This window comes from Actinoplanes derwentensis (assembly GCF_900104725.1).
Taxonomy (GTDB): Bacteria; Actinomycetota; Actinomycetes; order Mycobacteriales; family Micromonosporaceae; genus Actinoplanes; species Actinoplanes derwentensis.
Genome location: NZ_LT629758.1, coordinates 2,416,888 through 2,441,175 on the forward strand (window position 1 = coordinate 2,416,888; position 24,288 = coordinate 2,441,175).

22 protein-coding genes are annotated in these 24,288 nt (G+C 71.2%); 7 read left to right on the top strand and 15 right to left on the bottom strand.

Going from position 1 to position 24,288, the window contains the following annotated elements:
- Nucleotides 1-6 precede the first annotated feature (6 nt).
- Nucleotides 7-1,119, bottom strand: coding sequence for an oxidoreductase (locus tag BLU81_RS11285; protein WP_092544095.1), 1,113 nt, complete (start codon nucleotides 1,117-1,119; stop codon nucleotides 7-9).
- 122 nt (nucleotides 1,120-1,241) lie between these two features.
- Here BLU81_RS11285 and BLU81_RS11290 point away from each other — a divergent pair, with 122 nt between their 5' ends.
- On the top strand, nucleotides 1,242-2,852 hold the full coding sequence (locus tag BLU81_RS11290; protein WP_092544097.1) for a phospholipase D-like domain-containing protein: 1,611 nt from the start codon (nucleotides 1,242-1,244) through the stop codon (nucleotides 2,850-2,852).
- A gap of 6 nt (nucleotides 2,853-2,858) precedes the next feature.
- Here the strand turns inward: BLU81_RS11290 and BLU81_RS49125 are convergent, their stop codons facing one another.
- On the bottom strand, nucleotides 2,859-5,057 hold the full coding sequence (locus BLU81_RS49125) for an ATP-binding protein (protein ID WP_172890529.1): 2,199 nt from the start codon (nucleotides 5,055-5,057) through the stop codon (nucleotides 2,859-2,861).
- 147 nt (nucleotides 5,058-5,204) lie between these two features.
- On the opposite strand from BLU81_RS49125, the gene BLU81_RS11300 reads away from it, so the two are divergent.
- Entirely contained in the window at nucleotides 5,205-8,780 is a 3,576-nt protein-coding gene (locus BLU81_RS11300; RefSeq protein WP_197686191.1) for a S8 family peptidase, read from the top strand.
- A gap of 297 nt (nucleotides 8,781-9,077) precedes the next feature.
- On the opposite strand, the gene BLU81_RS11305 is transcribed toward BLU81_RS11300, so the two are convergent.
- Nucleotides 9,078-9,806 carry an alpha/beta fold hydrolase gene (locus BLU81_RS11305; RefSeq protein ID WP_092544101.1) on the bottom strand — a complete coding sequence of 243 codons (729 nt, stop codon included), beginning with the start codon at nucleotides 9,804-9,806 and terminating at the stop codon, nucleotides 9,078-9,080.
- A 217-nt stretch (nucleotides 9,807-10,023) separates the two neighbouring features.
- Here BLU81_RS11305 and BLU81_RS11310 point away from each other — a divergent pair, with 217 nt between their 5' ends.
- Nucleotides 10,024-10,647 carry an alpha/beta fold hydrolase gene (locus BLU81_RS11310; RefSeq protein WP_157751479.1) on the top strand — a complete coding sequence of 208 codons (624 nt, stop codon included), beginning with the start codon at nucleotides 10,024-10,026 and terminating at the stop codon, nucleotides 10,645-10,647.
- 20 nt (nucleotides 10,648-10,667) lie between these two features.
- Here BLU81_RS11310 and BLU81_RS11315 read toward each other — a convergent pair whose 3' ends face one another.
- The 3 genes from BLU81_RS11315 to BLU81_RS47900 all read right to left on the bottom strand — a co-directional run bounded on the left by BLU81_RS11315 (nucleotide 10,668) and on the right by BLU81_RS47900 (nucleotide 13,127).
- On the bottom strand, nucleotides 10,668-11,291 hold the full coding sequence (locus tag BLU81_RS11315) for a helix-turn-helix transcriptional regulator (protein WP_157751480.1): 624 nt from the start codon (nucleotides 11,289-11,291) through the stop codon (nucleotides 10,668-10,670).
- 127 nt (nucleotides 11,292-11,418) lie between these two features.
- Nucleotides 11,419-12,942 carry a long-chain-fatty-acid--CoA ligase gene (locus BLU81_RS11320; RefSeq protein ID WP_092544107.1) on the bottom strand — a complete coding sequence of 508 codons (1,524 nt, stop codon included), beginning with the start codon at nucleotides 12,940-12,942 and terminating at the stop codon, nucleotides 11,419-11,421.
- Between the two features lie 47 nt (nucleotides 12,943-12,989).
- A complete protein-coding gene (locus tag BLU81_RS47900) occupies nucleotides 12,990-13,127 on the bottom strand; it encodes a hypothetical protein (RefSeq protein ID WP_157751481.1) in 138 nt (45 codons plus the stop codon).
- Nucleotides 13,128-13,484: 357 nt separating this feature from the next.
- Here BLU81_RS47900 and BLU81_RS51495 point away from each other — a divergent pair, with 357 nt between their 5' ends.
- From BLU81_RS51495 to BLU81_RS11330, 3 genes are all read left to right on the top strand, one after another.
- Nucleotides 13,485-13,616, top strand: a complete 132-nt coding sequence (locus tag BLU81_RS51495; protein WP_269461032.1) for a hypothetical protein — start codon at nucleotides 13,485-13,487, stop codon at nucleotides 13,614-13,616.
- A gap of 80 nt (nucleotides 13,617-13,696) precedes the next feature.
- Nucleotides 13,697-14,137, top strand: coding sequence for a cupin domain-containing protein (locus BLU81_RS11325; protein WP_231954407.1), 441 nt, complete (start codon nucleotides 13,697-13,699; stop codon nucleotides 14,135-14,137).
- A 303-nt stretch (nucleotides 14,138-14,440) separates the two neighbouring features.
- Complete coding sequence (locus BLU81_RS11330; RefSeq protein ID WP_197686192.1) at nucleotides 14,441-15,922, top strand: hypothetical protein; 1,482 nt, start codon at nucleotides 14,441-14,443, stop codon at nucleotides 15,920-15,922.
- Nucleotides 15,923-16,052: 130 nt separating this feature from the next.
- On the opposite strand, the gene BLU81_RS11335 is transcribed toward BLU81_RS11330, so the two are convergent.
- From BLU81_RS11335 to BLU81_RS11365, 8 genes are all read right to left on the bottom strand, one after another.
- A complete protein-coding gene (locus tag BLU81_RS11335) occupies nucleotides 16,053-16,463 on the bottom strand; it encodes a hypothetical protein (protein ID WP_092544109.1) in 411 nt (136 codons plus the stop codon).
- 93 nt (nucleotides 16,464-16,556) lie between these two features.
- Nucleotides 16,557-17,174, bottom strand: a complete 618-nt coding sequence (locus tag BLU81_RS11340) for a helix-turn-helix transcriptional regulator (RefSeq protein ID WP_231954408.1) — start codon at nucleotides 17,172-17,174, stop codon at nucleotides 16,557-16,559.
- Between the two features lie 91 nt (nucleotides 17,175-17,265).
- Nucleotides 17,266-17,637 (bottom strand): hypothetical protein, encoded by a 372-nt coding sequence (locus tag BLU81_RS11345; protein WP_231954409.1) that lies wholly within the window; start codon nucleotides 17,635-17,637, stop codon nucleotides 17,266-17,268.
- A gap of 49 nt (nucleotides 17,638-17,686) precedes the next feature.
- Nucleotides 17,687-17,851 carry a hypothetical protein gene (locus BLU81_RS50500; protein ID WP_231954410.1) on the bottom strand — a complete coding sequence of 55 codons (165 nt, stop codon included), beginning with the start codon at nucleotides 17,849-17,851 and terminating at the stop codon, nucleotides 17,687-17,689.
- Nucleotides 17,796-17,972: a hypothetical protein gene (locus BLU81_RS50505; RefSeq protein WP_231954411.1), complete on the bottom strand. Its 177-nt coding sequence runs from the start codon at nucleotides 17,970-17,972 to the stop codon at nucleotides 17,796-17,798. The genes BLU81_RS50500 and BLU81_RS50505 overlap by 56 nt, the downstream gene beginning before the upstream one ends.
- A gap of 17 nt (nucleotides 17,973-17,989) precedes the next feature.
- On the bottom strand, nucleotides 17,990-18,406 hold the full coding sequence (locus BLU81_RS11355; protein ID WP_092544114.1) for a hypothetical protein: 417 nt from the start codon (nucleotides 18,404-18,406) through the stop codon (nucleotides 17,990-17,992).
- 139 nt (nucleotides 18,407-18,545) lie between these two features.
- The gene (locus BLU81_RS11360) at nucleotides 18,546-20,057 is read right to left on the bottom strand and encodes an alpha/beta fold hydrolase (RefSeq protein ID WP_157751482.1); all 1,512 of its coding nucleotides are present in this window, start codon (nucleotides 20,055-20,057) and stop codon (nucleotides 18,546-18,548) included.
- Nucleotides 20,058-20,116: 59 nt separating this feature from the next.
- Nucleotides 20,117-20,764, bottom strand: coding sequence for a pyridoxamine 5'-phosphate oxidase family protein (locus BLU81_RS11365; protein ID WP_092556930.1), 648 nt, complete (start codon nucleotides 20,762-20,764; stop codon nucleotides 20,117-20,119).
- A gap of 158 nt (nucleotides 20,765-20,922) precedes the next feature.
- Between BLU81_RS11365 and BLU81_RS11370 the strand changes: the two genes are divergently transcribed.
- Nucleotides 20,923-21,315: a PPOX class F420-dependent oxidoreductase gene (locus tag BLU81_RS11370; protein ID WP_092544118.1), complete on the top strand. Its 393-nt coding sequence runs from the start codon at nucleotides 20,923-20,925 to the stop codon at nucleotides 21,313-21,315.
- A 14-nt stretch (nucleotides 21,316-21,329) separates the two neighbouring features.
- Here the strand turns inward: BLU81_RS11370 and BLU81_RS11375 are convergent, their stop codons facing one another.
- Entirely contained in the window at nucleotides 21,330-24,197 is a 2,868-nt protein-coding gene (locus BLU81_RS11375; RefSeq protein WP_231954414.1) for an AfsR/SARP family transcriptional regulator, read from the bottom strand.
- Nucleotides 24,198-24,288 lie beyond the last annotated feature (91 nt).

Sequence of the window (24,288 nt, forward strand, 5' to 3'; positions counted from 1 at the left end):
GACAGGTCACCAGCCGGCCCGCCAGAGCTGCGGCGCGTGCGGGATCTCGGTGCGGGGCACACCGAGCCGGGCCGCGGCCGACGCGGCCCAGTGCGGGTCACGCAGGGCCGCCCGGCCGATCGACACCGCGTGCGCCTGACCGGTGGCCAGGATCGTCTCGGCCTGGACCGCGTCGACGACGAGCCCCACCGCGCTCACCACCACCGGTCTGCCGGCGAGCTGCCGGGTCAACTCGGCGGCCAACGGCACCTGATAGCCGGGACCGACGGGGATCTCCGCGCCGCCGCCGAGCCCACCGGAGGAGACGTCCACCCAGGTCACACCGTGTTCATCGGCGAGCCGGCGCAGCAGCCGCGCCGTGGCGTGCACGTCCCATCCGCCGTCCACCCAGTCGGTGGCGCTGACCCGGATGCCGAGCGGCTTGTGCGCCGGCCAGACCTCGCGCACCGCGGCGGCCACCTCGCGGGTGAACCGGGTACGGCCGTACTCGTCACCGCCGTACCCGTCGGTACGGGTGTTCGTCAGCGGCGACAGGAACTGGTGCATCAGGTAGCCGTGGGCGGCGTGCAACTGGATCGCGTCGTAACCGGCCGCGTCCGCTCGCCGGGCCGCGGCGGCGAACGCGGCGACGACTTCGGCGATCTCCGGCGTGCTCAGCCCTTTCGCCGCGTCGAGTCCCGGTAGCACCGGGCCGTCGACGGCGCCGACCGCGGTCCAGCCGCCGACCGCGACGGGCACCGTGCCGGACGGCTGGCCGGGCAGCGCCGGATAGGTCGACGCCTTACCGCCGGCGTGGCCGAGTTGCACCGCGGCGGCAACGCCCTGCGAGCGCAGGAAGCTGACGATGCGCTGATGGGCCCGCTGCTGGGCGTCGTCGTAGAGGCCGACGTCGCGCGCGCTGATCCGGCCGCGCGCTTCGACGCCGGTGGCCTCGACGGTGACCAGGCCGAACCCGCCGGCCGCGAAGGCGCCCAGGTGCTGCAGATGCCAGTCGGTGGGCACACCGTCCTCGGCGTCGATGACGTACTGGCACATCGGCGCGATGATCGCCCGGTTACGCAGGGCAAGCCCCGGCCCCTGCGGCGCGGGCAGAGTGAGCGGCGTGAAAAGCAACGGCATGGCGAACCCGGCTCCTAGATACTCTGTTTACCTTCCGCCAGGAAAAGTAATCGCCGGCAGGCGCGCGCCACCAGCTGACCCCGTCGGTACCGGATGGTTTCGGGATCCGGTCTAATCACGGCATGCCGCCTGCACCGTCGTTGACTGATCTGATCGGGCGGTATCTGCCGCCGGCCACTGAGGCGTGCCCGGTCTTCGCGGAGAACTCGCGGTTCGAGCCGATCATCGACGGTGTCACCTACTTCACCGAACTGGCCGGGCACATGGCGGCTCTCGGGCCCGGCGACGCCGTCTACATCGCCGGTTATCAGGCCGATCCGCAGCTGGACCTGACCGGGCGCGTCGCCGGGGAGGCAGGCTACCGGCCGTTCACCGACATACTCGCCGAGAAGGCCGCGGACGGCGCCGACGTGCGGATCGTGTTGAGTGCGGCCGAGTACTCCGGGGGCGTACCGTGGCTTCCGTTCGGTCCTTTCCTGGCCAACACCCTGGCCGCGCGGGTGATCCGGGCGTGGCAGCCGTCGACCCGCGACACCGGGCCGACGTTGCAGAACCGGGTGCTGCTGGACTGGTCCGGGCCGTTACTGGGGTCCAACCATCAGAAGCTGGTGGTGTTCAGCCACAGTGGCGTGCTCACCGCGTACGTCGGCGGTCTCGATCTTTCGCCCAGCCGTTTCGACCATTCGCCGCATCGCCGTCTGAAGCTCGGCGCGCACCGGTGGGGCTGGCATGACGCGGCCGCCCGCCTGCACGGTCCGGCGGCCGTCCGGGTGCGGGAGACGTTCCGGTTCCGCTGGCAGAACACCGCCGCGCTGCCGCCGCGGTTCATCGCGAAGACTCTGCCGCCGGAGTTCTTCCACCGGGCCGGTGGCCCCCGAACGGTGATCAACCCGGCGGGTGCGCCGGGCGACCTGCCGCCGGTGCCGGACCAGCCGCACCAGCCGGCGTCGGGGACCGCGGTGCAGGTGGTGCGGTCCTACCGCCCGTGGAGTCTGTACCGGCATCGTGGCTGGCGCCGGATGCGCCGGGCGAACGTGGTCCGGGCCGGTATCCAGGAGATCTACCACGCGATGGCCACCGCGATCGGCGCGGCCGAGCGGTACATCTACCTGGAGGACCAGTATTTCCACGAGGCGCCCGGCGGCGACCCCCGTTTCCAGCTCTACGACGGACTGCGGTCGGCGGCCCGCCGGGGTGTCAAGGTCATCCTGGTCGGTTCCGGGCGTAAGGACCCGGCCGACGGCGGTGACAGCACGGTACGCCCGGTGATCACCCATGACCTGCGCCGCCGGGTGCTGGATCGGCTGCCGGCCGGGGCTCGCCGCAACGTGGTGATGTACCGGATCGACAACCTGACCGTGCACACCAAACTCATGCTGGTCGACGACGTGTTCGCCAGCATCGGGTCGGCGAACTTCTTCAGCCGCTCGATGGTCGGCACCGACAGCGAGATCACGTCCACGTTCGTCACCACCGGTGACCGCGTCCGCGATCTGCGCGTCACGCTGTGGGCCGAACACCTGCGCACTCCCGTGGACGACCGGCTCAGTCCGGCCCTGGCCGATCTAGACACCGCCCTGGGCATCTGGCGCCGCGAGTGGCTGCCGGCCGGGCATCCGCCGCAGACGTGGCGCCGGTACGGCCTGCCGGCCGGTTTCGCCCCGGCGGAGTGGGCGATGACTCCGGCCCGTTACTCCCCCACCGTGTTGCGGCGGGAACGGTGGGGTCAGTAGGCGGGCTCAGGTCAGCAACCGGGTGGCCTCGTGGCCCCAGGCCGGCAGCCCTTTGGCCCGGACCAGGGCCAGCGCCGTCATGGCCTCGGCCCGGCCCTCGGCGCGGGCGCCACGGGTGAGCAGTAGTTCCGCGAGCGCCGTCCGCGCGGGGATCAACGGCCAGGCCGCTCCGACCCGGTCGGCTTCCGTGATCACCTCGCGCAGGCCCTGTTCGGCGGCGTCGAGGTCGCCCTGCCGGTGCCGCAGCCGGGCGAGGTACAGCCGCGCGTCCGGCATGGCCAGCGGGAGCCGGTGCGGCTGGGCGAGGAACCGCAGCAGCCGCTGTTCCAGGCCGGCCCGCCGGTCGGTGGCCAGGTCGAGCGCGTACGTCGTCAGTTCGACCAGGGGGCGCAGCCGCTCGTAGTCGGCGTCGTCGACCAGTCGCCGGCCGGTCGCCAGCATCGTCGCGGCGAGGGTGGCGTCGCCGACGTGGAGTGCGCCCTGGGCCCAGTTCAGGCAGGCGCGGGCGTGTTCGCGGGGGTGCCCGGCCAGTCCGGCCGCGGCGGCGGTGACGGCGGGCCCGGCGGTGGGGTCGCCGCTCTCCAGCAGCAGCGACAGGCGGGCGATCTCGACCGCGAGGACGGCGGACGGCTCGCCGGATTCGGCGGCGGCGAGGGCGGCCTGTTCGCAGCGGGCCTGGTGTTCGGACAGATGCCGGTCGACCACGGTGTCCGGGGCGGACAGCACGGCCAGCGCCCGTGCCCGGCGCCCGTGCTGTCGCAGGTAGGGCACGGCTCGTTCGATCTGTTCGTATCCGGCGCGGGCCTCGCCCTGCTGGCGCAGCATCCGGCCGAGGGCCAGGCCCAGTTCGCCGCGGGCGCCGGGTGGCAGGCGACGGTCGGCGACCAGGTCACGCAGCACCGGGATGGCGGAGGTCTGCGCCACGCTCTCGATGGCGGAGCGGCCCAGTTTGCCGGCGAGGCGGACCCGGATCGGCCGGGGCAGGCCGGGATGCCCGACGGCGCCGAGCAGGAACCGGGCGGCGGTACCGTCGTCGCCGCGGGCGGTGGCCAGGTCGGCGGCGGCTTCGGCGTTGCGGACGTGGTCGGCCGGGCTGCCGGCTTCGCGGTAGTGGTGGGCGAGCCGGGCGTACGGGCGGGGCTGCTGTTGTTCGAACAGGCGGGCCGTGCGCAGGTGCAGCAGGCGGCGGGTGACCGGGGGCAGCAGCTCGTGGACGACCTGGCGGGCCAGGGTGTGCCGGAACCACAGGCGCCCGTCGCGCTGGTGCAGGAGCCCGGCGGCTTTGGCCTGCTGCAGCGCCGCGGTGATCGTACCCTCGCTGGTCTGCATGATCGTGGCGAGCGGATGCGGGTCGGCGGCCTGGCCCAGGACGGCGGCCGCCCCGAGGATCTCCCGGGTGGCCTCGTCGAGGTGGTGCAGGCGGGCGACCAGGACGTCGCGCAGCAAGGCCGGGACCGCGAGGTCGGCGAGGGCGTCCGGATGCCGGCGGATCGCCTCCACGTCGCCGTCGGTCCGCAGCGACCGCACCACCTCCTCGACGAGGAACGGGATGCCGGCGGTGCGCTCGTAGAGGTGGGTGGCGAACCCGACGGCGCCGGAGTCGGCCAGCAGGGCGGCGGCGAGCCGGCCGACTTCGGCGCGGGTCAGGGGCGGAACCCGGAGCCGTCGTACGGCCGGTCCCGGTTGCCATCCGGCGGGCAGTTCGTTGCCGCGCACGGTGATCACCACCGTCAGGCCGGGTACCGGGTGCGCGGCCAGGTGGTCGAGCAGTTGCAGGGTCGCCGGGTCGGCCATCTGCAGGTCCTCGACGGCCAGGGCCACCGGCGCCAAGGTGGACAGTAGGGCGGCGGCGGCCCGCAGCAGCCGGGCGCGTTCGGCGTCGGGGTCGGGGAGCGGTGCCGTCGGCGGCGGCCACTGGGGCAGGGCCGGGAGTGTGCCGGTGGCCTGCGCGACCCGGAGGCCGTCGATCAGTGGTCCGAGCGGCTGTGGCTCGCGCAGATCGTCGCAGTGGGCGACCACCACCGGCAGCCCGGTGTCCTGCAGCGATTCGACGACCAGGCGGCTCTTGCCGACGCCTGCCTCACCGCTGAGCAGCACCAGCGCGGAGGGACGGCCGAGTTCGGCACGCAGTATGCCGAGCAGCCGGTGCCGCCCGACGAAGGGCCCGGGCGTGGGCAGGGCGAAGAACGCGGTCAGCTGAGACACCAGAAAGGACGATATCGCGCCTTGTTTCGGGCAGCCGCGCGTTCGGTTTCCAAGTCGTCAACGACCACCATCGACGATCTCCACATCGATCGACGTGCTTGTAGCGTCACGGGCACTTCAGACCTCTGATCGAGTCGAGGTATTACGTTGAGGCTCTTCCCCATCGGCGGCGTCGTGGCGGTGTTGACCGCGTTCGCGGTGGTCCCGTCGGCGCCCGCTCAAGCACGCACGACCAGCACGCCACCCGGCCCCACGACGATCACCCTGATCACCGGTGACACGGTGACCGTCCGGCCCGGGGGCACCGCGGTGCAGGCCCCGGAGGGCGCGCACGTCACCACCGTCGGCCCGGACACGTACGTCTATCCGGACGGTGTCCTGCCGTACATCAGCACCGGTCTGCTGGACAAGCGGCTGTTCAACATCACCTACCTGCTGCGCGAGGGGTACGCCGACGACAAGGCCGCCGCGCTTCCGGTCATCCTCGGCTACTCGGGCGACGCCGCCGCGAAGAAGCGGGTCCTGCCGGAGGCCAGCACCGACGTAAGGGCGCTGCCCAGCATCAACGGGCGTGCGGTGACCACCGACCGGTCCCGGGCCGGGGACTTCTGGTCCGACCTGACCGCGGTGCCGGCCACGGGTTTCGCCAACGGCATCAGCAAGGTGTGGCTGGACGGCCGGGTGCACGCATCCCTGGCCGACAGTGTGGCGCAGATCGGCGCCCCGGCGGTGTGGGCGGGCGGGAACACCGGCGGCGGTGTCGACGTCGCCGTCCTGGACACCGGTGTCGACACCGGGCATCCGGATCTGGCCGGCCGGATCGAGTCGACCGCCAGTTTCGTGCCCGGTGAGGACGTCACCGACGGGCACGGGCACGGCACCCACGTGGCCTCGACCATCGCCGGGACCGGGGCCGCTTCCGGCGGCACCGAGCGTGGTGTCGCTCCCGGCGCCGATCTGGAGATCGGCAAGGTGCTGAACAACGGCGGCGAAGGCTACGACTCCTGGATCATCAGCGGCATGGAGTGGGCGGCCCGGGACCGCAAGGCCAAGGTCATCAGCATGAGCCTCGGCGGCGGCCCCACCGACGGCACCGACCCGATGAGTGTCGCCGTCAACGAACTCAGCGCCGAGACCGGCGCCCTGTTCGTGATCGCGGCCGGCAACAGCGGCCCGGCCGAGACGACGGTGGGCTCGCCCGGAGCGGCCGACGCCGCCCTGACCGTGGGCGCGGTGGACGCGAACGATCAGCTGGCCGAGTTCTCCAGCCGGGGCCCGCGCCTGGTCGACGGTGCGCTCAAGCCGGAGATCACCGCGCCCGGTGTGGACATTCTCGCCGCCCGGTCGCAGTACTCGACGGAGGGTGAGGGCTTCTACCGGACGATGAGCGGCACCTCGATGGCCACTCCGCACGTGGCCGGGGCGGCGGCGCTACTGGCCGCGCAGCATCCCGGCTGGACCGGGCCGCAACTCAAGGACGCACTGGTCAGCACGGCCAAGCAGACACCGGACCTCAGCGCGTACGAGGCGGGCAGCGGCCGTCTCGACATCGCCGCGACCACCACGGCGACGGTCTTCGCCACCGCGACCGCCTACCTGGGCATCCACCCGCTCTCCGACGAGCCCACCGGCACGGCCGAGCAGCCGATCACCTACACCAACACCGGCACCGCCGCGGTCGACCTCGATCTGCGGCTGGACGGACCGGAACTGATCAGGCTGTCCGCCGCTCACGTGAGTGTCCCCGCGGGCGGGACCGCCACGGTTACGGTCTCGGCCGAACTCGGTGACGTACCGGCGAAAGGTCGTTTCACCGGCAGTGTCGTCGCCTCCACCGGCGGTGTGCGGGTGGCCGACACGGTCGTCGGGCTCAGCACCGAGGACAAACCCCGGCACCTGACCATCACGCCCACCGGCCGCGGTGGCGAGCCGATGCCCGGTTCGATCATGCTGCTGCGTGACGGCGACCCGGCCGGTTCCTACTACAACTTCGTCACCTTCGACGGTGGCCCGGTCGACGTGCTCGTGCCGCAGGGCCGTTACGCGGTCTGGATGTGGGGCGAGGTCGAAGGCAGTCACGGGCCGAACTCCCGCGGGATGGCCCTGGTCAGCGAGCCCACCGTGGTCGTCGAGCAGGACACCACCGTGGAGCTGAAGGCCGCCGCCACCCGTGAGGTCCAGGCGATCACCCCCAAGCCCACGGCCACCGCCGAACTGCGCCTGGACTACCACCGCGAGCTGGGTGACACGGCTTCGGCCACCGACTCGTTCATGATCCCCCGCTACTACGACAGTGTCTGGGCCACGCCCGGCCAGAAGGCCCGCGACGGCAAGATGTCGGTGACCGCCCGCTGGCGCAAGACCCAGCCGATCCTGACGATCGGCGACACCTTCGACGACCTGATCCTGCTGCCCGGATCCACCCCGCCCGCCGAGGGCACCCAGCAGATCCCCGCTGTCTTCGCCGGCAAGGGCACCGCGTCCGACTTCGCCAAGGTCGACGTCAAGGACAAGATCGCTGTCGTACGGCGGGGCGAACTCGACGATCAGGTCGAGCTGGCCGGGAAGGCCGGTGCGGTGGTGCTCGCCGTGGTCAACGACGAGCCGGGACGCTACTTCGACGCCACCTACCGGACGAAGCTCGCCGTGGTGTCGCTGTCCAAGGACGGCGGTGAACGCCTGATCACGCAGCTCGGCAAGGGCGCCGTCAGCCTGCGCGTGGAATCCCAGCCGACCACCGACTACCTGTACGACCTGGTCCGCTACTGGCCGGACGGGCTGCCGAAGTCGGTCACCTACCGACCGGCCGAACGTGACCTGGCCCGCGTCGACGTCGACTTCCAGAGCACCTCGGACCGGGAGATCTCCGAACGGCGGTACGACTACAACCCGGACATGCCGGTGAAGGTCGGGTCCACCGGGCTGATGCGGTCCGACCGTTTCCGCACCGACTGGGTGACCGCACAACCCGGCGTCCAGTGGTCGAGCGACATGGACGACCTGTACTCGTTCCAGCTCGGCGGCAGCACCACGTACCCGGCCGGCAGCCGGACCAGCGAGACGTGGCTGGGCGCGATCCAGCGCCCGCGGATCAACGACGCGGTCACACTCCCCCGCCGGGACGGCGACCGGATCGTGGCCGAGATCCCCGGCTGGGGCGACTCGGGCGCGAACCACGCGGGCGTGGCGTTCCCGGACGGGGGCGAGATGACCGCGACGCTCACCCAGGGCCGGACCGTCGTCGAGCAGAACGCGTACAACTGGATCGACAGCAACTCCGGGCTGAGCCCGAAGCGCCTGCCGTACCGTCTGGTCGCCACGACGCAACGCGATTCCACCAACTACCCGTACTCGACGCGTACCCGGACGATCTGGGATTTCGTCTCGGACGCGAAGACCAGCCGGCTGCCGCTGATCCAGCTCGACTACCGGGTGGACACCGACCTGGCGCACCGGGCCGCCCGCTCGGCCGCGATCACCGTCAGCCCGTCCCACCTGCCCGGCGCACCGAGCACGAAGTCCATCACGTCAGCCGCCCTGGACGTGTCCTACGACGACGGGGCCACCTGGCAGAGCCAGCGCCTCCGGAGGACGGCCGCCGGCTGGACGGCGAACCTCCGGGCACCCCGGACTGCCCAGCACGTCACGCTCCGGACGTCTGCCAAGGACAAGGACGGCAACCGTGTCGAACAGACGATCACCCGGGCCTTCGGCCTGAAGTGATCCCCGGTGCCGGGCCGCTGCACACCGCGGCCCGGCACCGTACTTCCCGCGGTCGCGTGACGATCAACTAAATCTCCACTCGCCTTCTCTACCCTGATCGGAGTCCCGCAGAGGTCGCACACTCTGCGGCGACCGAGGCCGGACCGCAGTGATCCTGTGCGTCCGGCCGGCCGGCTCACCATTGCCGGTCGACGCGCCCGGCCTGGGCGGTGTCTTCCCGTGGTGGTGCGATCGCGGCGCCCGGCAGGAGTGGGGTCCGGGCGTCGCGATCACTGCTGCGCCGGGCGGCCGGTGGGATCAGGCGCCCACGTGGGCGGCCGCCGCGAGGATCGCCTCGACGGACGCTGCCGGCTGGGACACCAGCGACACGTGCGACGCCGCCACGTCGGAGATCTTCGAACCGGCTCGTTCGGCGAGTGACCGCTGGGTGGCGGCCGGGATCACCAGGTCGTCGGTGCCGACGACGGCCCAGCTCGGCAGGGTGCGCCAGGCCGCCGTGGTGGTCGGGGCGGCGTTGGCGCTGAGCGTGATCGGCCGCTGGCCGGTGACGACGTTCCAGACGTCCGCCTCCGGCAGGTCCTGGGCGAAATAGCGGAACACGGTGTCCGGCTTCAGGAAGGCCTCCGCGTCGCCCTCCGGCGCACCCGGGTAGCCGACGACGTCGAGCACCGTCGTCGGGTCCGGGACGTCGAGAGCCGATCCCGATCCACCCAGAATGCCGAAGATGCTCTCGCCCTCGGCCGGGATGAACGCGTTCACATAGACCAGTGCCCGCACGTCACCGCCGGTGCCGGCCGCGTTGCTGATCACCACGCCGCCGTACGAGTGGCCGGCGAGCACCACCGGGCCGGTCGTGCGCTGGGCGAGGAACGAGGACAGGTATCCGGCGTCGGACTCCACTCCGCGCAGCGCGTTCGGCGGGGCCAGCACGGTGAACCCCTGGCCGCGCAGCTGAGCCGCGACGGCGTTCCAGCTGGACGCGTCGGCCCAGGCGCCGTGCACGAGAACGATGGTCGGCTTGGTCATGGCAGTCTCCCTAGAGTCGTCAGGCGGCCGCGCGCACCGGCGCCCGCGGCACAGACACTGGCACGGTCCAGTGGAGAGTTAGTGAATGATGAGCGGAGGCCGGTCGTAGCCGGCCGGCCCGTACGGCAATGAAGTGGCCTGCTCCTCGTGGTAACACCGAATAAAGTGGCGCCCGGCATCATTGCAGGCAGTAGCCGTTCGGTGCCGAGGAGCGAGTATGAGACGTCCGGGAAGAACGCACGAGGTGCGCGTCGGTGAGCTGACGCTGATCTGTCACGTCCACGGGCGTGGGCCGCTGTGCGTCGTGCATCCGGGCGGCCCGGGGCCGCACGGTGAGTACCTGCGCATCCCGCTGGCCGAGCGCGAGCTGACGATGGCCTATCTCGAACCGGCGGGCAGCGGCTGGTCCGGCACTCTCGGCACGGACGTCGAACACCTGCACACCGTGATCGAGCGGTTGGGTGGCGACCCGGTCTTCGTTCTCGGTCACGGCCACGGCGGCCTCGTCGCGCAGAGTTACGCGATGACCCATCCGGGCCGACCAGCGGGCCTGATCCTGTACGGGACGACACCGGTCGCCGTCCGGGCCGTCAACGGCCGTCCGGTAGGTACTGCCCGGAACCGGCCGATCAGAACCCCCACCCTGATCCTCGCCGGCGCGCACGACGACGTCGCACCGCCCGATGCCGCTGGCGAGTTGCACGCCGGCATAACGGGGTCCCGGCTGGCCGTGTTCGAACGCAGCGGCCACCTCGCCCACGTGGAGGAAGCCGAACGCTTCGCCCATCTGCTGATCGAGTTCACCCGCCGGATCTCCGGCCCCTACCGGGCCGCCGGCTGACTGAGCCGGCCCCGGCTCGGTCAGCCGGTCAGATAGCCCAGTTCGATCGCGCGGGCCACCAGCTGGGTTCGGGTCCCGACGTTCAGTTTCGTCCGGATGTTCCGGGCGTAGGTGTCGGCCGTCGCCACCGCCACTCCCATGCGCTGGCCGATCGCCGGGTTGGTCAGGCCTTCGGCCAGCATCCTCAGTGCCTCCACCTCGCGGGGGCACAGCCGTGCCGCCTCGTCGCCGGAACCGCCGAGCACCCCGCCGACCAGTCCGGCGCTGATGTAGACGCTGTCGCGCACCGCGGTGTCCACGGCGACCCACAGATCGTGAGCGGAACCGTCCGGCAGGATCATCGCGCGTACCCCGGCCCGGATCGCCTCCGGGATCGACGGCGGCTCGTCCGGGCGGCAGACCAGCACAGTGCGAGTACGGGCCGGAACCAGCGACCGCAGACGCCTGTTCAGTACGGCGGTACGCAACGTGGTGACGTCCACGATCGCCAGCGACGGGCCGGCCGGTGGTGGTGGGAGCCGGGCCGGTGCCGCGAGTTGATGGGTCACCTGGAGGGCGGGCGTCTGAGCGGCGAGACGGACCAGCCCGGCACGCATGGTCGCCGACGCCGACACCACGGCGACCGGTACGGGCGTCTTGATCATGCCGGGACCGTATCCGCGGGGACTTGACATCCGGTTGCTCCGCTCTTGACGCCACTCTCGACGGGAGTGGGCCGGATCCGGACCGCGGAATGACCGGACCGCAGCACTACCGGGTCTTCGGGGCCGCTCAGCGCAGCGCGCGCTTCAGCGGCTTCCCGGTCGCGGTGAGCGGGATCTCGGCGACGAACTCGACCGACCGCGGATATTTGTAGCCGGCCATCCGCTGCCGGGCCCACGCCACCAGTTCGTCCTCGGTGACAAGGTGGCCCGGCCCGCGGACGATCACCGCCTTGACCTCTTCGCCGAGTGCCGGGTCGGGCACCCCGATGACCGCGGCGAGCGAGACGGCCTCGTGCTCCATCAGCATCTCCTCGACCTCGCGCGGGTAGACGTTCGCACCGCCGCGAATGATCATGTCGGTGAGCCGGTCGACCACGTAGTACCAGCCGTCGGCGTCCCGTCGGCCCAGGTCACCGGTGTGCATCCAGCCACCGCGCAGGGCCTGCGCGGTCTCCTCCGGCCGTTCGTGATAGCCGAGCATGACGTTGTGCCCGCGGATCAGGATCTCGCCGACCCGGTCCGGGCCCTCGACGGTCGCCCCGTCCTCGTCGACCAGCTTGAGGTCCACGCCCCAGATCGGCACGCCGATCGAGCCGGGCCGTGGCGGATTCCCCGGACGCGTGATGGTGGCCGCCGGTGAGGTCTCGGACAACCCGTACGACTCGAGGATCGTCACCCCGAACCGCTTCGTGAACTCCTCGATGATCGTCACGGGCAGCGCCGACCCGGCCGACACCGCGACCCGCAGGCGCCCCACGGCTGCGGCGTCCAGGCGCTCGGCGGGCACGTTGAGCAGCGCCCAGTACATGGTCGGCACGCCCGCGAAGAAGGTGATCCCACGGGTCATCAGGATGTCGGCGACCGCCGCCGGATCGAACCGGGGCAGCAGCACCAGCGTCGAGGCGCTGGCGAAGCCGGTGTTGAGGTGGATCGTGGTGGCGAACGAATGGAACAACGGCAACGTCACCAGATGCGTGTCACGGCGCGGCGCGTTGCCCAGCAGCATGTCGGCGGCGACCACGTTGAACAGCAGGTTCGTGTGCGAGAGCAGAGCGCCCTTGGGCCGGCCCGACGTACCGCTGGTGTAGAGGATCATCACCGGGTCGGTCTCCCGGCGCAGCACCGTCTCGAAGACCGGCGACCGCCCGGCCAGCGCGGTCACCAGCGTCCCGGCGCCCGGAGCGGCGCTGATCACGAAGAAGTCCCGGCAGGAGTCGACCTGGTCGAACGCGGTCCGGCCCTCGGCCCCGACCGGCAGTGCCGCGCTACCTTCGAAGCAGAAGAACGCTTTCGCTCCCGAGTCCGCCAGATGGTAGGCGATCTCCTGGCTGCGCAACGTCACGTTCAGCGGCACGACCACGGCACCGGCTTTGAGGGCGCCGTAGTAGACGATCGGGTACTCCATCAGGTTCGGGCAGGCCAGCGCGATCCGGTCACCCGGCTCGACACCGCGTTCGACAAGCAGCCCGGCCACCCGATTGGCTTCGGCGTCGACCGCGGCATAGGTCATCTCCCGCTCCCCCGAGACCAGAGCGACATGATCCGGGTACGAACGGGCGCTGTCTTCCAGAACCATCGATAGGTTGAGCACCCCGGAAACGCTATGGCGCTCCACTGGAGAACAAGTTGACGGCGACCTCAGCCCTGAACCGCGAGTGCGTCGGTGATGGCGCGCAGTGCTTGCCGCTGGTCGTCGCCGACCAGCGGCTCGTGGGTAGCGGTGGCGAGGGCGTTCTGTCGCAGCGTGCCACCTGCTTCGTCGAGGTGGGCAAGCACGGTACGTCCATTTCACGTACGGCCTGGCACAGCACCTGCCGGACGGTGTCACCGCGAACGCTTTCGATCCGGGTCTGATGCCCGGCACCAGCCTGACACGCAGTGCCGCCGCCCCGCTGCGCTTCGCGGCCAAGCACGTCATGCCCCGCGTCATTCCGCTGCTGCGTCTGAGCATGGGCGCCAACGTGCACACCCCAAGGAATCGGGTGAGGCACTCGCGCGACTCGTGACAGACCCGCGGTTCGCCGGAGTCACCGGCAAACACTTCGAGCAGAACGAACAAATCCGTTCCTCGGCCGAATCGTACGACGACGCCCGACCGATACCGATGAGACCCGGCTGGTCCACGCTGCCCGGTTGGCGACCATCCTGTCCGGCGTGCAAGACCGGCGCCTGGTCGACGTCACCGGCGGGGAGACCGTGTCCGCCACGTGGCTGTTCGGCGAGATGAACAGCCACGTGTACGAGGTACGCACCGTGCACCACTGAACCGCGACCAGCCGCGATCCACAAATCGTTCAGTCGCCTTCCCTAGCGTGATCGGCGTCCATGGAACGAAGGAGACTTTCGTGAAACAGAGATTGATGCTCGCCGGTGCTCTGGCGGCCACCGTCACCGCCGCGACGCTCACCGTCGGCGTCCCGGCGAGCGCGACGCCGGCCGGTCCGGGGGTGAGCGGCACGATCATCTCGCAGAGGACGATCGGTGACACCGACTACATCCTGCGGGAGATCACCATTCCGGCCGGTCAGGCCACCGGGTGGCACTGGCACACGGGCGAGCTGTACGGCCGGGTCAAGCAGGGCACACTGAGTCACTTCGACGCGACCTGCGAGTCCGACGGGGTGTACCGGCGCGGCAGCTTCATCCAGGAGCCGAGCGGCGACGGCAACGTGCACATCGGCGTCAACCGCGGCAGCGTCGCGGTGGTCCTCGAGGTTCTGTACGTCCTGCCGGCCGGCTCGCCGCTGTCGGTGGACGCTCCCAACCCGGGCTGCGACTTCCAGTAGCGGCCCCCGGAGGCTCGGTCCGGGCCCCGGTCATCACTTGACGGAATCGCTCGCCGGGGAAGTCGACGGACAGTGGTTGTCAACTCGCCCCTGGTTGACTTCGTCCCGGCGGTGACGGCCCGGAGACAACGTGGTCGCTCCGGGCCGGCCGGCCGCCTGTCCAGACCCCCAGTCGCCGGACGGGTGGCCCGCCCGACGACGTCCGGTGGCCCGGTGTCTCCCCCGGCCCTGAGCCACCGGACGTTCGTGGCGCGGGCGGTCTCCCTCGCCCCCGGCGTGCCGATGAACCAGGAGAGATGAAACGTGACGACGAACGATCTGGACTTCCGGACCACCGTCTTCGACAAGGAGTACATCACCCTCGCCGGCACCCGCGAGGGCATCGTGCGGGGTGGGCGGCACCTGTTCGACCGGCTGCCGCAGGCGTTCGAGGGGGTCGATCAGATCGCGGTGATCGGCTGGGGGCCGCAGGGGTCGGCGCAGGCGCAGAACCTCCGTGACTCGCTCGGCGGGCGGCTCAAGGTGGTGGTCGGCCTGCGGGCGGGCTCGTCATCGTTCGCGGCGGCCCGCGCGGCCGGATTCTCCGAGGACGACGGGACACTCGGTGAGATGTTCGCGGTGATCGCCGCCTCCGACATGGTTCTGCTACTGATCTCCGACGCCGCGCAGGCCGAGTTGCACGAGGAGATCTTCGGTGCGCTGCGGCCGGACGCCACCCTCGGGCTGTCGCACGGCTTTCTGCTCGGTTACCTCACGCAGCAGGGCAGCCACTTCCCCACCGGCCTCGACGTGATCGCGGTCTGTCCCAAGGGGATGGGAGCCTCGGTCCGGGCGCTGTACGTGCAGGGCGCCGAGACCAACGGCGCCGGCATCAACGCCAGTTTCGCGGTCGAGCAGAACGTCAGCGGCCGTGCGGTGGAACGCGCGCTGGGCTGGTCGGTCGCCCTCGGCGCTCCCTACACGTTCCGGACGACACTGCGTTCGGAGTACCTGTCCGATCTGACCGGTGAGCGGGCCATCCTGCTCGGCGGCGTGCACGGCATCGTGGAGAGTCTGTACCGCCGGTTCGAGGACCAGGGGATGAGCGCGACCGAGGCGTACCGGCACTCGGTCGACGCCGTCACCGGGCCGATCTCGCGGACCGTCTCCACTGACGGTCTGCTCGGCCTCTACCAGCGGCTCGACGACGCGGACCGGGAGGTGTTCGCACGGGCGTACGTGGCGGCGTACCCGGTCGGCTTGGAACTGACCCACGAGATCTACGACGAGGTCGACGCGGGCAACGAGATCCGCAGTGTCATCCTGGCCGGTAAGCGGCTCGCCAGGTTCCCGATGGGCCGGATCGACCGGGCCGAGATGTGGCGGGCCGGCGAGATCGCCCGCGAGAGCCGCGACGACAAAGCGCTGCCACTCGACCCGTTCACCGCCGGTGTCTTCTGCGGGGTGATGATGGGGCAGATCGACACGTTCATCGAGAAGGGTCACCCGTACTCGGAGATCGCCAACGAGTCGGTCATCGAGGCCACCGACTCGCTCAACCCGTACATGCACGCCCGGGGTGTCGCCTACATGGTGGACAACTGCTCGACCACGGCACGGCTGGGCTCGCGCAAGTGGGCGCCGCGCTTCGACTACCTGCTGACCCAGACCGCCTATCCGGCCGTCGACCACTCGACCAGTGAGCTCGGCGCCGACCTGGTCAAGGCGTTCGAGGAGCATCCGATCCACGAAGTGCTGCGCATCTGCGCGCAGATGCGGCCGCCGGTCGACATCTTCGTACAGTGAACGGCTTCCTACGGTGAACGGCGCGGCCTCCGGAACCATCGGCTCCGGAGGCCCGGAGCGTCTTCGTCAGGCTGCCGCGCATTTCGCGCGGACCGCTCCCCCGGCGATGCGCCGGGCGCGGGTGGCGCTGTCACCGATTGCGCAGGTGGGACCGGTGCCGCGGGACGGGTGGCGGGTGGTGCGACGACCGTGAGTACGCGTACCGGCGCAGGGTCCTCACCGGTGTCGTCGAGCCGGTCCACCAGGTCGCCGGCGACACTGCGCAGACGGGGCAGCAGCACCGGTTCGGAGTCGTCGACCAGCACGTCCGGTCCCCGGCTGCCGGGTACCCGGCGCGGACCGCCGCGCCGGTCAGGCCCCTCTGCGGCTGATAGTGCAGCTCACGGGCGTGGGTCCGGCGGCCGAATCCGCAGTCCGGGGTGACCGCCCGCATGTCGGTGTCGCCGGGGCGCCCGGCCGGCAGGCCGGTGAGGCAGGCGACCGGTGTTCCCAGCGAGCCGGCGAGGGCCTGCCCGAGTGTCGTCGAGTCCGGCAGGCCCACCGGGCCGTATCCGACGAACCGGGCCGTAGAGCCTGCAGCACGAGGGCGTGGCCGATCGTCGGCGCACTGAGCGCCACCGGGTCGCCCATCGGCTCAGATCATGCCGAGACGCATGGCGTACGCCACCGCGTGCGAACGGTTCCGCAGGCGCAGGCGGCTGGTCATGTTGTAGATGACGTTCTTGACCGTGCGCTCGGAATAGCACAACGTGTCGGCGATCTCGTTGGTGTCGAGGCCGTCGGCCATCAGCCGCAGCACGTCCACCTCCCGCGGGGTGAGACCGGACGCGTCCAGGCCCTGCGGCGTCAGGACCTCACGCTGCAGCCGCTCCAGATGTTTGAGCAGCTCGCCGACGAGGTTGGGCGGCAGCACCCCGCCACCGGTGGCCGCCGCGGACACGGCCTGGACCAGCCGCTCCGCGGTGACCGCGGCCCGGGGCAGGACCGCGACCACGCGGCACTCGAGGGCGACGAGCAGATCGGTCTCGGTCAACTCGGCGACCACCAGCACCACCGGCACGCCGGTCTCGGCGGCCGACAGGCGCAACATGACGATCACCTCGGAACTGAGCCGGTCGCAGCAGACGACGAGCACCTGCGCCTGCGCCGCTTCGGTCTCGGGGAGGACGGCCAGGTCCGGGCTTGCTTTCAGCAAGCTGGTGAGGCCTTCCCGGCTCAGTGCATCCGACGAACGTACGACCACCCGAGACACTTTTCGCTGCCACCTTCCGGTTCCGAAACGACCGGAGCCCAGTCTGGCGGGCGTTTGTTGACGGCGACTTGAACGCTTGTGGACAACCGGTTCAGCCGGTTTTGCGGGCGGCGGCGGGACGCCGGGCGAGCCGGAGCGCGGCGATGTACCGGGGCAGTTCGTCAGCGGCCTGGTCGAGCCATCCGGGCGCGATCTGCTCGATGAAGACGCCGTCCACAACGTAGTCGTGGAGAGGCGGGTCACGGTCATGGCCGCAGCCGTTCCATCGCCGGGCGGCCTCCAGGCGGGCGAGCACCGTGCCAAGTGAACGCTCCAACCGCGCGAGCAACTCGTCGGCGGCGTCGGCGTCGAGGACCAGCCGTCCTTCCCTGGCGAGGTTCAGGAACAGCTGACCGGCGAAGGGCGTCTCGTCGGGCACATGGTCGAGTCCACCAGCGTGCCCGCCACCGGTACAGACCGTCACGTCCGAACTGCCCGTGGCTACTTCGTGTTCTGCCCAGTCGGCCACCCGATCAGCTCAGACTGATCTCGATCGGGCCCGTCTTGCTGGCGGCGCGCCGTTCGGCGTTCTTCTCGGCGGCCCGGATGGCCTGCAGGATCGCGTTCTCCAGCGCCGCCGCGTCACGCCCGGCCAGGACCTGGCTCGACCCGGACCGCGAGCGTCCGGCCGAGGCCACTGGCCACCACCGTGACCGTGCCGTCGGTCACGACGGACTGCTCCAGCTCGGTCTGCGCCGTGACCGTCCGTTGCTGCATCTGCCGCGCCTGTTCGGCGAAGGCGGTGAGATCGGGTTGCATGGTGTTCCCTTCCGTTGTCAGCCGACCGCGGCGAGGCCACCGGTCGTCGCGGCCGGGCCGGCGATCCCGCCCAGTTCGGCGACGGTCAAAGTTCTAGATACTGCGGTACGGGTGATCGCGCCGGACAGTTGGTGCGCGGCTCGGACCGTGCGGGCCGGCAGGGTCACCGTGAGCCCGGCGATCGCGTCACGCACGTCCTCGGGCACCTCGTACCCACGTCGCACCAGGTACCGGACGGCCACCTCGGCGAGTTCCTCATCGGAGTAGCCGGGCATCGTCCACTGCTGCCCGCAGACCTCGGCGACCGCCGGCACCGCGGCCCGCAGCGCGCCGATCGCCGCCTTCTCCCCCAGCAGCACCACGACCGGGCTGCCCAGCACCGGCCGCATCAGATCGGCGACCCTCAGCCCGGACTCCACGCTGCTGGGCCACATCCGCGAGCTCCGCCACACGCCTCCGGAGCTGACCCGGGTTGCCGCGCACCGGGCGCTCGCCGCGCTGATGCCCCCTCCACAGTGAGAGGGTCCGGCCCGTCACGTCGCTCGTCGCAGCACCGTGACGGGCAGGCAAGGATTACGCAGCGGGCGCCGGTGTCGCCGGCTCGTCGTCGCAGACGACCCCGTCCGAGGGCAGGGCCGTCCCGATGAGGTAGTCGACCATCACCGCGCTCGCGCAACGGCTGCTGAGGAACGCGACGTGCCGGTTCGCTCGGTAGGTGAGCAGGTGGCCGGAGTCGAGCGTGGCGGCCAGGGCCACCGCGTCCTGGTACGGCACGTCCGGGTCGCCGGTGTTGCCCGCGACCAGGATCGGCGGGGCGCCCGCCGCGGTGAAGGAGCCGGTGAACCGGCTCAGCCGCGGGGCCGTCCACTGGGTGCAGACCGCGCCGTGCGACTGGTCGTAGCCGGGCGGTCCGTAGGCCAGCGCCGGACCGAACCGGCCGGACGCCGCGGCGACGGTGCGCAGGCCCCGCCGCAGGTCGTCGAGGGAGCGCGGGAACCATCGGTCGTTGCACTCCACGGCGACGTTGGCGCTGTACGGTCCGACCCGGCTCTCCAGGTAGGGCCCGCCGCCCTGGTCCGCCTGGGCGAGCGAGCCGGCGATCGTGCGGTACGCGGCACGGCCACCGTTGAGCTTCAACATGAGCTGATAGAGCAGGAGGTAACCGTCGGTCACGTAGGTGGTGACCGACCCGGTCTGCGGGTTGGTGACCGTCCGGGTGACAGGTTCCCGGTCGAGCCGGGCGACCAGCCGATCGAACGCCGCGGCCGGGTCGCCGGCACCGAACGGGCACTGTGCGGCCGGGTCGGCGCACCAGGCGAAGAACCGGTCGGCGGCCCGGTCGACAGCGGTGTTCTGGGGTGCGTCCTGGGCGTACGCCCCGGTCGTGTACCGCACCGGGTCGTAGGCGCCGTCCAGGACGAGCGCCCGGCTGCGCTGCGGGAACAGGTTGGCGTAGACGGTGCCGATGTAGGTGCCGTAGGACGCCCCGAAGTACGTCAGCTTGCTGTCCCCGACGGCGACCCGGAGCCGGTCCAGGTCACGGGCGACGTACTCCGTACCGATGAAGGGCAGTAGTTCGTCGTTCTTCGCCGCGCAGGCCGCGGCGAAGTCGCGGCCGTCCCGCACCGCTCGCGCGAACGCGGCCGTCTCCGGGCCGGGAGTGGCGTCGGCGGCCACGAACCGCCGGTCGGTCTCGGCCGCGTCCCAGCACTCGATCGGCGCGCTCTCGCCGACGCCACGCGGGTCGAACCCGATGATGTCGAAGCTCTCCGCCAGCCGCGCGACCAGCGGATCGGACGCGGCCCGGCCAGCGATGCTGACGGCCATGTTGAGGCCGGACCCACCCGGGCCACCGGGGTTGAGGAACAGCGACCCGATCCGCTTGACCGGGTCGGTGGCGGGATGACGCACCATCGCGATGCCGATCGAGCGGCCTTCGGGCCGCCGGTAGTCGATGGGGACGGGCACGGTCGCGCATTCGAATCCCGCCGGTCGGGCCGGCGGGCACGAACCCCACGTGACCGCGGCGGGAGGGGCGGCCCGGACCGGTACGGCGGAACCCGTGACGGCGACGAGCACCGCCATGATTGCACCGATGTACTTCGATGGTTTCGAGATCATGATTCCTCTGCAGAACGGAACGGTCAGACGGCGGCGCCGCCCCGCAGCTCGGCGAGCTCTCGGCGCAGCCGTCGGTTGGTGTCGCGCAGGTCCGCCAGCTCGCCGTGCAGTTTCGCCAGCACGGGAGTGAGTTCGGCCTGCGTCCATCGGGGGGTGATGTGCTGTGGGCAGTTCCAGTCGTAGCCGTGCACCTCGACCGTGATGACCCGTTCGACGTGCGCGCGGTAGCCCGGCATGCCGACGTCCGCCACCAGAGCCGCCGCGTCCGGGCGCCGGGCGTCGACCACCCGGGCCTCGCCGAGGATCTTGAGTCGCCGCTGCTGCGCGTAATCCATCAGGAACAGCGACACCTTCGCGGACGACCGGAGGTTGCCGACCGACACGTACTGCCGGTTTCCCCGGTAGTCGGCCCAGCCGAGCAGACCGGCGCTCAGCACTTTCAGGAACCCGGGTGGGCCGCCCCGGTGCTGGACGTAGGGCCAGCCGCTCTCGCCGGTGGTGCCGAGGTAGAAGCTGTCGCGTTCGGCGAGGAACGCGACCTCGTCCTCGCCGAGCTCGGCGTCGGTGTCCCACCCGGCGATCAGGCGGCGCATCGCGGTGTGGCTGCCGTACTCCTGTTGCGCGGCCTCCACCGACGGCGTCTCGAGCGCGGTCAGATAACGGTGCGGCACGGCATCCTCCAAGGCTGGTCTCGTCGTGACGCTAGCCAGTCCCACTTGACGATTCGTGGATCGGCTCACACGGTAGGGCGAGGCAGTGGAAGGTCTCTGGATTCCGTATTGACCGGCGGATGCACAAGCTGTCAAGTGCGCCTGGATACGGTCGCGTCATGACTGTCCTCGACGAACTCGGCGCCGCCAGATACGTCCTGCTGACGACGTTCCGCCGCGACGGCCGCGCGGTGCCGACAGCAGTCTGGATCCTGCCCGCTCCCGGCGGCGAGCTGGCGATCTGGACCGGCGAGGACACCGGCAAACTCAAACGGATCCGCCGCGATCACCGGGTCACGCTGGCGCCGTGCACCGTCCGGGGCCGCGTTCTGGGCGAGACTGTGCCGGCGACCGCCCGGATCGGCGACCGCGAACAGACACGCTGGGCGGCCGGGCGGATCCCGCGTAAGTACGGCTTGATCGGCTTGTCGGTCTTCCTCGGGAGCCTGTTGAGGAACCGCCGGATCGGGGGCGTCGCGGTCTTCCTGACCCTCGCCGACGGCCGGCGATGACCGCATCCCGGCTGCTATCCGCTCCCGGTGAGCCTCTTCGCCAGGCCGTCGAGCTGATCGCGCATGTGCGGAGGCCCACCGCCCTGGAAGGAACCGAGTACCTCGCTGGCCCGGTCGAAAGCCTCTCGGGCCCCGGCCTCGTCACCGAGGGTGATCAGCAGCTCGGACAGGCTGCGGAACGCCTGGAAGTGGTAGGGACCCTGGCCCACCGAGCGGGCCGCGTCGGCGGCCCGGCGCAGCTCGGCCACCGCGTCGTCGGTGCGGCCGAGGCCGACGAGGTTGTGCGCGATGGAGACCCGGATCATGGCTTCCTCGTGCCGGCGGCCGACCCGCAGGTTGATCCCCAGGGCCTGCTGCAGCACCCGGGCCGCCTCCTCGTGCTGGCCGAGCCGGTCCAGCGAGCGGCCCTTGCAGTCCAGGCTGCGCATCAGCGACGTCTCGTTGCCGGCCGCCCGGCACAGCGTCACCGCCGTCTCGGCGCTCTCCAGGGCCCGTTTGTGCTCACCGAGCGAGTGGTTCACGGCGTGCACGTTGATGTGGGTGAGCGCCTGTTCGAGGAGCATCCCGTTCTCGACGAACACTTCCAGGGCCGCGGCGAGCAGTGCGAGCGACTCCTCGTTGGCGCCGAAGAACCAGCGGGCCCCGGCCAGGCTGCGCAGCACGTGCGCCTCGCCGATCACGTCACCGCTGCCGCGGGTGGCCCGCAGCGCGAACCACATGACGTCGTCCCAGTCCTGGAAGTAGCCGTACCACTCGAAGTACTGCTGCATGGTGATCGCCAGCTGCCACGGGACGATGCCGTACCCGAGATCGGCGGCGATCCCGACGGTCTCCTTGAGGACCGCCCGGTGCCGGGCGAACCAGGCGATGGCCTCCTGGTAGGTCCGCGGCTGCTCGGGCAGCACGCCGGGCAGTGCGGGATCGGGCCGGATCGGCGTGCGGTTCGGGGCGAACACCACCTGCGCGTTGAAGCTGCTGTGCAGGTAGTACTGCAGCAGCCGGGTGACCGCGGCACGCTGATCAGCCTCGGTGTCGACAGTGCGGAAGAGCTCTTCCGCGTACGCCCGGACCAGCACGTGCGCGGTGAAGCAGCCGCTGTCCTGTTCGTTCACCAGCGCGGCCTCGGCCAGTTCCTCCAGGGCGGCCCGGGTCCCGGCGGGGTCGGCGCCGGTCAGGCTGACGCAGGCCTCGGCGGTGATGCCGGCGGTCGGCGCCTGCGACAGCAGCCGGAACAGCCGGGCCGCGGCCGGGCCGAGCTGGCGATAGGACCAGGAGAAAGCGGTCCGCGGACCGGTCACGCCACGGCCCTCCGGAAACGCCGCCAGCCGTCGCGCGCCGTCGCGCAGCTCGGCGGCGACGGTGGCCATCGACAGTTGCGGGCGCACCCCGAGCCGCGCCGCCAGGACGGCCAGGGCCAGCGGCAGACGGCCGCACAGTTCGATGATCTCGTCGAGAACCGCGTCGCCGCCGCCGAGGTCGCGCAGCCCGGCGAGCCGGGTGGTGAGCAGTCGGCGGGCGTCCTGCAGGTCCGGCAGGTGGGCCCGGTGCAGGCTGGCCCCGTCGGAGACGGCCAGGCCGACCAGCGGCCGGCGGCTGGTGATCAGCACCAGGCTGTCCGCCGAGTTCGGCAGCAGCGGCCGGACCTGTGCGGCGTCGCGGGCGTCGTCGAGAAGCACCAGGAAACGTTTGCCGGCGGTGCGGCTGCGGTACGCCCCGACCAGGGCGTCGAAGGTGTCCGGCACGTCGGCACCGTGCAGGCCCAGGGCGTAGAGCAGGGTGCGCAGCGCGTCGGCGGCCGGGACGCTGCCGTCCTCGTCCTCGTAACCGCGCAGGTCGAGGTAGAGCTGGCCGTCGGTGAAACCGGCGGCGACCTGGTGGGCGAAGTGGGCCACTATCGTCGACTTACCGACACCGCCCATGCCGTCCACGGCGACCACCATGGGGCTGGTCCGGCGGCCGTCGCGCATGGCGTTCAAGTGGTCGTGCAGCACGGTCATCTCGTGCGAGCGGCCGACGAACAGCGGCTGGTCCGGCGGCAGCTGCGCCGGGCGCACCACCGGGACGGACCGGCCTTGCGCTGTGGGCGGGCCGGGGTCGGCGGGCGGCGGCGCGCCACCTTGGGTGAGCACCCGCTGCTGGGCGTCCTGCAGTTCGCGGCCGGGGTCGATGCCGAGTTCGTCGGCGAGCCGTTCCCGCACGATGCGGTAAGCGTCCAGGGCCTCGACCTGGTGCCCGGCCGCGGCCAGCGTGTCCACCAGCGCGGCATGCACCGGCTCGTGCAACCGGCCGATCCTGGCGGCCAGTCGCAACGGCGCGAGCACCCGGGACGGATGGCCGGTGCGCCCGGCGATGCCGGCGGCCGCGACCACGGCGTCGTAGAACTCGCCGTCGATGCCGGCGAAGGTCGCCGAGGCGGCGGCGCTCTCGGCCAGGTTCGCCCCCGCGGCGCCCTGGCACAGGCGCAGGGCCCGGGTGTAATCGTCGAGCGCGGCGTCGAGCCGGCCCCGGGCCTGCTCGTCCTTCGCGCGCACGACCAGCCGGCGGAACGCGACCAGGTCCAGGGTCTCCGGCCCGGCGCTGAAGCGGTACCCGTTGTCGTGGCGCGTCAGGTAGGCGCCGGGTGCGCGCGGCGTCAGCCCGGGTTCCAACAGCCGGCGTAGGACGCCGATGTATTTGTGGATGACGTTCACCGCACTGGCCGGCGGGTCGGCTCCCCACATCAGGTCGATCAGGGCGGCCATACCGATCGGCCGGCCTTCTTGGGCGATCAGCAGCGCCAGCAGGCATCGCTGCTGGTGAGGGCCGGCATCAAGCTCGATGTCGCCTCGCCAGAGGCGTAACGGGCCCATGATCTGCAGGCGGATCGCATCAGCGGCTGTCAATCGATTTTCCTTCTGGTTCGGGACGGGTCATGACCGTAGTGACAACCAGTGGAAGAGTTCTTGACGCTGACTGAACGCCGTGCACACCCCA